At 65.0% G+C, this 5,422-nt stretch carries 6 protein-coding genes and 1 pseudogene; 5 read left to right on the top strand and 2 right to left on the bottom strand.

What is annotated here, in order from left to right; genetic code table 11:
* Positions 1–284: pseudogene (locus E1264_RS39590) on the bottom strand (hypothetical protein); the annotation flags it as partial.
* Between the two features lie 9 nt (positions 285–293).
* Between E1264_RS39590 and E1264_RS46130 the strand changes: the two are divergent.
* Complete coding sequence (locus tag E1264_RS46130) at positions 294–419, top strand: hypothetical protein (protein ID WP_279492128.1); 126 nt, start codon at positions 294–296, stop codon at positions 417–419.
* 676 nt (positions 420–1,095) lie between these two features.
* Here the strand turns inward: E1264_RS46130 and E1264_RS39585 are convergent.
* Positions 1,096–1,539 carry a hypothetical protein gene (locus E1264_RS39585; protein ID WP_132182221.1) on the bottom strand — a complete coding sequence of 148 codons (444 nt, stop codon included), beginning with the start codon at positions 1,537–1,539 and terminating at the stop codon, positions 1,096–1,098.
* Between the two features lie 230 nt (positions 1,540–1,769).
* Between E1264_RS39585 and E1264_RS39580 the strand changes: the two genes are divergently transcribed.
* From E1264_RS39580 to E1264_RS39565, 4 genes are all read left to right on the top strand, one after another.
* Entirely contained in the window at positions 1,770–2,213 is a 444-nt protein-coding gene (locus E1264_RS39580) for a hypothetical protein (protein ID WP_132182219.1), read from the top strand.
* A gap of 103 nt (positions 2,214–2,316) precedes the next feature.
* Entirely contained in the window at positions 2,317–2,733 is a 417-nt protein-coding gene (locus E1264_RS39575) for a hypothetical protein (protein WP_132182217.1), read from the top strand.
* Positions 2,734–2,772: 39 nt separating this feature from the next.
* On the top strand, positions 2,773–4,053 hold the full coding sequence (locus E1264_RS39570) for a cytochrome P450 (RefSeq protein WP_132182215.1): 1,281 nt from the start codon (positions 2,773–2,775) through the stop codon (positions 4,051–4,053).
* Positions 4,054–4,458: 405 nt separating this feature from the next.
* A partial coding sequence (locus tag E1264_RS39565) for an OmpA family protein (RefSeq protein WP_165964621.1) occupies positions 4,459–5,422 on the top strand: 964 nt, incomplete at its 3' end.

Here is a 5,422-nt window from a genome sequence, read left to right as displayed (position 1 = left end):
GCGTCCACCTGAGTGGTCGCCACGTCCGAGGCATCGATTCGGGAGCCGACCGGCACATCACGGGTGATCATCACCACCGATGGTCGATCGCCAATCCCGGTGTACAGGTAGGCAGCCGACAGCGCCCCGGTCAACATCAGCAGCATGCCGATGACGATCAACCGACGCCGCCGCTGGCGCGGAAGGGGAGGCAGCGGATCGCGGTTGCGCGATTGGTGGCCGTCAGGACCGGACGTCGGGGAGAACTCTTGGACGTGGGGGGTTCGGGATTTGTGCGCCATCATCGACCTCCTGTGACCGCCTGGCCCTCGGCGATCCGCAACGGGAAGGTCGCCGACCGCGACAAAGCTGGCAGCGCGCCCCCGGCCCCGCCGGATCCGACCCAGGTCCCACCCCAGGTCACGGTGACCGTCACCTGATAGGCCGACCCCGGCAGACCCGCCGACGAACGCTGATAGGTGTAGGAGCACTCTGAACGCTGCGTGTGAGCGGGGTGTCCAGGGGCATAGGCCTGGCCGGCGCCGCTACAAGTCACCGACGGCAGCCCCGAACCTGGATTGATCGTCAAGGTTGTCGGTCGTGCTGTGACCTGGGCCCAGACACCGCCGGCCGACACTCGATCGGTGTGGGTGGTCCAGTTGGACACCCAGAACCACTCCGGCAATCCCACCAGCCCCTCCGATCCACGTGGCGGTGCGGTCCGCACTTCGGGCTCGGGAATCGGAAGCCGGCCCCACGCCTGCTGGGCCAACTGAACAGGTGACGCGGTCGGGACAGGAACGCTGTCGGCGTCGGTGTCGCCGGGGAGGGTGAAGGGACCGCATGCGTCGGTTCCGAACCGCCACGCACCACAGATGTCCACGGGACCAGCGTCGCCATCACCCTGGCCGCCACCCGTGGGCGGAGCTGGCGCTCTGTTGCCACCGTCGCCACCGCGGGAGTTGCCGCCGTGGCCGGGCTTCTGGGCGCCGTAGCCATAGCCCCACGGATAAGGCTCTGGCGGAATCGGGTCCTGCCGGGCCAAAGCCCCCGCAGGTGTTACGGCGCAGGTCATCGCGACAACCAGGCTTGTGGCCGTGATCGATATCGGATGTCCTAGCAGCGTCCTAGTGGAGAGATGCGAGTGATACGCCATTGCCGATCAGATCCTCGCGCAAGGGTTGCTCGTAGATGATCGTTCGGTGTCCCGCGACTGGTGATCTTCCCCGTGCGGGAGTTCTTCAGCTGCGCATTCGTGCTGTCCTGGCAATCCCACACCGTCGCCTGGCTCCCTTCGACCTGCAATTTTTCGATGCGGACGACGATGTTCCCGATGGAGGTCAGATTCTGGGCGTGGAGCTTTTCAATATTGCTGAGCACGTCGTCGAGGAGCGGCTGAGCTGCGTATTGCCTGAGGAGCTGACGGCGATGCTGCGGGCTGGTGGCCTGTTCCGCCTGGGGGAGCACCACCCAGTACTGGCTGTAGCTGTGTTTGACCGCGTCCTGGACCGTTGTCGATGCCATTGGTGGGCTGGGAGGCTGGCTGGAGGGCAGCGTCACCGGATCATCGTTGCCGCCGCACGCACTGATCAGAAGCGCAGTGAACAGGAGCGCATGGTGAGGGGAAGGTGTGTGAGCAGGCGAGGTGTTCGGGCTCCGCTCTCTGTGAGCTCGACTGTCGCGTCGTCTCATGATCTCCGTCCTCTGTCGCAAAACTGGGACGATCTGTCGAGATAGTAAGACACTGTCGGGTAGGGTTGTAAAGAGGGACTGGCGGTGAGGAGAGGTGCGTGGCAACGACACCCGAACCGCGGCAACTGGCGCTCAGCGAGTTCGTCCGCGAGCACAACGCTTCTGGACTCAGCTATCGACGCATGGCTGTGCTTGCCACCGACCCTGAGAGCGGGCAGACGCTCGGCTTTCAGTGGATCAGCAAGTTGGCGGCCGGGCAGGTGGCCAAGGCCCCGGAGCCCTGGCAGATGCGCGCCCTGGCCGCCGCCATGGAAGTCCCCGAAGAGCTGGTGAAGACTCTGGCCGCGCGCCAGTGGCTGGAATATGAGATCAGCGAGGTCAGGCTCGGCTCGGATGAATGGATCCTGTTCCGCCTGGCGCGAGACCTGCCAGATGAGGACAAGCGCATGCTCCGCAGAATGGCGGAGGAGTTCGTACGTCGCCAGACTCGGCGCCTGAATGAGTCCTCTGATGGCGCGGACACTGGGGCACCTCCGAGCTAGGTGAGTTACGCTCGAACCCCATGCGCCAGAGGGAGGTGCAACAACTATCCAATGATTCTGATCGACAGAAACCCGGGAGTTCGCTAAGCCGTAGGGGAATGAAGTGACCATCCCGTCGCGATTCGTCAGGGTGGATCCGGAGGAAATGGACGACAGGCTCGGCCCTGTCTTAGTTCACCGGACTCTTGCGGGCTGGATCTACTACTGCCGCGCAGACAAGATCTCTGAGGAACTCGCCCGCGAGTTCGAGGCATTAGCCAACCGCTACACCCAAACAACTATCTCGCTCACCACCCCGACCGAGCCGAGACCCGAGATCAGAATGCACCGGCTCCCGCCGGAACAGATGCCCGCACCGCTACAGCCAGCCGTGCTCGATCTCCAGGACACGGTGCACACTGTCTTCGTCCGCGACGACTTGATCACTCAAGACATGGCCGAAGCCATGGTCGACATCAACGCGGAGCAGAACCGTTATGCGCGTCGTCTTCCAGTGATCGCCCCCCTCGCTGACCCATAACGACAACACGAGCACGGCGTATCGCACAGTCCCTTCGACGTGCCGACGCGATCGGAAAGCACCGTGGAAGAACCTCATACCTCGCCGGCTACCTCCGGTGAACCCACGCACCTGCTACGTCAGATCCTGGCCGGTGATCCCGATGTGGATCCGTTCGCCCTGTACCGGCAACTACGAGACAAGGCGCCCATCCTTCGCACCGGCTCGGGCTGGATCGTTCTATCCCGCTACACCGACGTCGAAGCTGCCCTGCGCCACCGAGCCCTTGGACGAGGCGACGAGAGCGTTGCCCACCTCAAGCACCTACCGCAGGACAAGGCCCAAGCCTTGATGAGCCGCTGGCGGCACACCATGGTGTTCGCCAACCCGCCCCACCACACCCGGCTGCGCCGACTGGTCAGCTCCGCCTTCACACACCGCCACGTCGGGGCCCTGACAGCAACGATCGGCAGGCACAGCGACCAGCTCTTGGAGCAACTGGCCCAACAGCCAGGCGGAAACTTCATCAGCACCGTCGCCTTCCCACTCCCCACCCAAGTGATCGGCGAGCTGCTGGGCGTACCCTCCGCTGACCGGCCACGGCTCGCCACCTTGGTGGCCCAAGCCATGAAGGTCTTCGAACCCTTCACCGATCCCGCCATTCTTGGCAGGGCTGCCGAGGCGGAAGCCGAACTGGCCGACTACTTCACCCGCCTGCTCACCCACAAACGCCGCCAACACGAGGACGACCTGCTCACACGGCTCGCCGCGGCCCGAGATGACGAAGCCCTGACCGACACCGAGATGGTCGCCACCGCGATCTTGCTCCTTGGAGCCGGGCTGGAGACCACCGCCAAACTGCTCGGTAACGGCCTGCATACCCTGCTCACCCACCCTGACCAACTCGAACTACTCCGTTCGAACCCCGACCTGATGCCCCGCGCGATCGAGGAGATACTGCGCTTTGAGCCGCCCGCCCACCTCAACCCGCGTACCGTCCTTCAGCCGTGCACGCTAGCTGACATCGAACTGGTACCCGGCCAATTCGTCATCGCCCTCCTCGCCGCAGCCAACCGTGACCCGGAGCAATTCACCGACCCTGACCAGTTCAACATCAATCGCACCCAAGCTCCTCCCTTGTCCTTCGGCAGCGGCATCCACTACTGCCTCGGATCCCACCTTGCCCGGCTAGAAGTGACCGAGTTCTTTCGCCGCATGCTACGCCGATATCCAACGATCGAGCTCAGCGAAAAACCGCGCCGCGAGCAGGGCAGCAATCTGCGGGGGTTCACCATCCTCCCTGTAGAACTGATCGGGCCGGCTACTCGCCAGAAGGTGTAGCTGCCATGAGACAGCGACGGTACGCCGGCGCGAGCCCAACTCTCAGCGGCCGTCGCCATGGCGAGGGACCCGATTGGTTTGCACAGCCTCTTGCGATCTTCAGCGAGGCCATCGCACAACGCCCCGGGACGACCGACTCCTGCATCCCCTGCCCGTTTGCAGGTTCTGCCGCACCCAAACCGATCACTGCAAGCCGGAGAACTCACCGAACGCGGCTGAAATTCCGAACCCCCGGCCGTCCTCAGCAGCACGAACGGCCCATCGTTGCCGTGTGCTGCTGTTACGTGCTACTTCCTTAAAGAGACGACCTCCCCACTGCACAAGCACAGGAGTCAATTCAGCACACGGATCTTCATGGTTCCCTCCCACCCGCCACGTCGGTGGCGCCGCCGCATCGGCAGAGTCTTGCGAGGCATAGGCTCGGCCCTGGTACTGATCGCGGTCACAGTCGGCCTGCCGTACCTGTTCGTTGCGCTCGCCGGGTCGCCGATCCCGGACCGGATCCCCAACTGGGACGAGATCCTCACCACCCTGTCCCGGCGCGACGACGGAACGCTGTTCCTCGGCTTCCTCACCTACATCGCCTGGGGTTTTTGGCTGATCTGGATCGCGCTGCTGCTGCTGGAGGCCGGTGCCCGGCTGCGCGGCCGACCCGCGCCGCACATCCCCGGGCTGGACGGCCCCCAGCGTCTGGCTGCCCTCTTGGTCACCACACTGGGTGTCGCCGTCATCGGAACGACCGCCGCTGTCAGCCGAGCAAGCACACTGCCCGCCGTGCCTCACAACGTGGCCGCTGCGGCTCCGCCCCCACACGCGCAGTTCCTCCCAGCAACCAGCAACTTCGGCAGTGCAGTGGAGGCCCAGCCCGATCCGCTCTCCAGCCTCACCGACCGTGTCGGATCCTTGAACCAGGGTGCCGCGCCAGGCCAGCAGGCCACCCGCCCGCGGAGACATCAAGTCACGGTGCGATTCGCGTTCGGCTCCGCGCAAATGTCCGCGTCCGTCAAGGAGGCTCTAGCTCAAACAACCCGCGACATCGGAACCGATGCCGACCCAGCACAGCCGATCAGCATCGTCGGCCACACGGACGCGCATGGCCCCGCCGACTACAACCAGCGCCTGTCGGTTCAACGGGCTCGCACCGTACGAGAGGCGCTCGGCGAGCTGGCGGCCCGCGGCTTCCGGTTCGAAGTCAGCGGCAAGGGCGAGCGCGCGCCGATCGCCGCCGAGACCCACGCGGACGGCAGCGATGACCCATCCGGGCGAACGCGCAACCGCCGCGTCGAGATCACCTACACCCTCAAAGCCCGGCACGCGCCACCAGCTAGCCCGACCACGCGACCGCCTCACGAGCAGGGCGGCGATAAGT

This window comes from Actinomadura sp. KC216, from assembly GCF_004348535.1.
In the GTDB taxonomy this organism is placed as follows: Bacteria; Actinomycetota; Actinomycetes; order Streptosporangiales; family Streptosporangiaceae; genus Spirillospora.
This window is presented reverse-complemented; position numbering and strand designations above follow the sequence as displayed.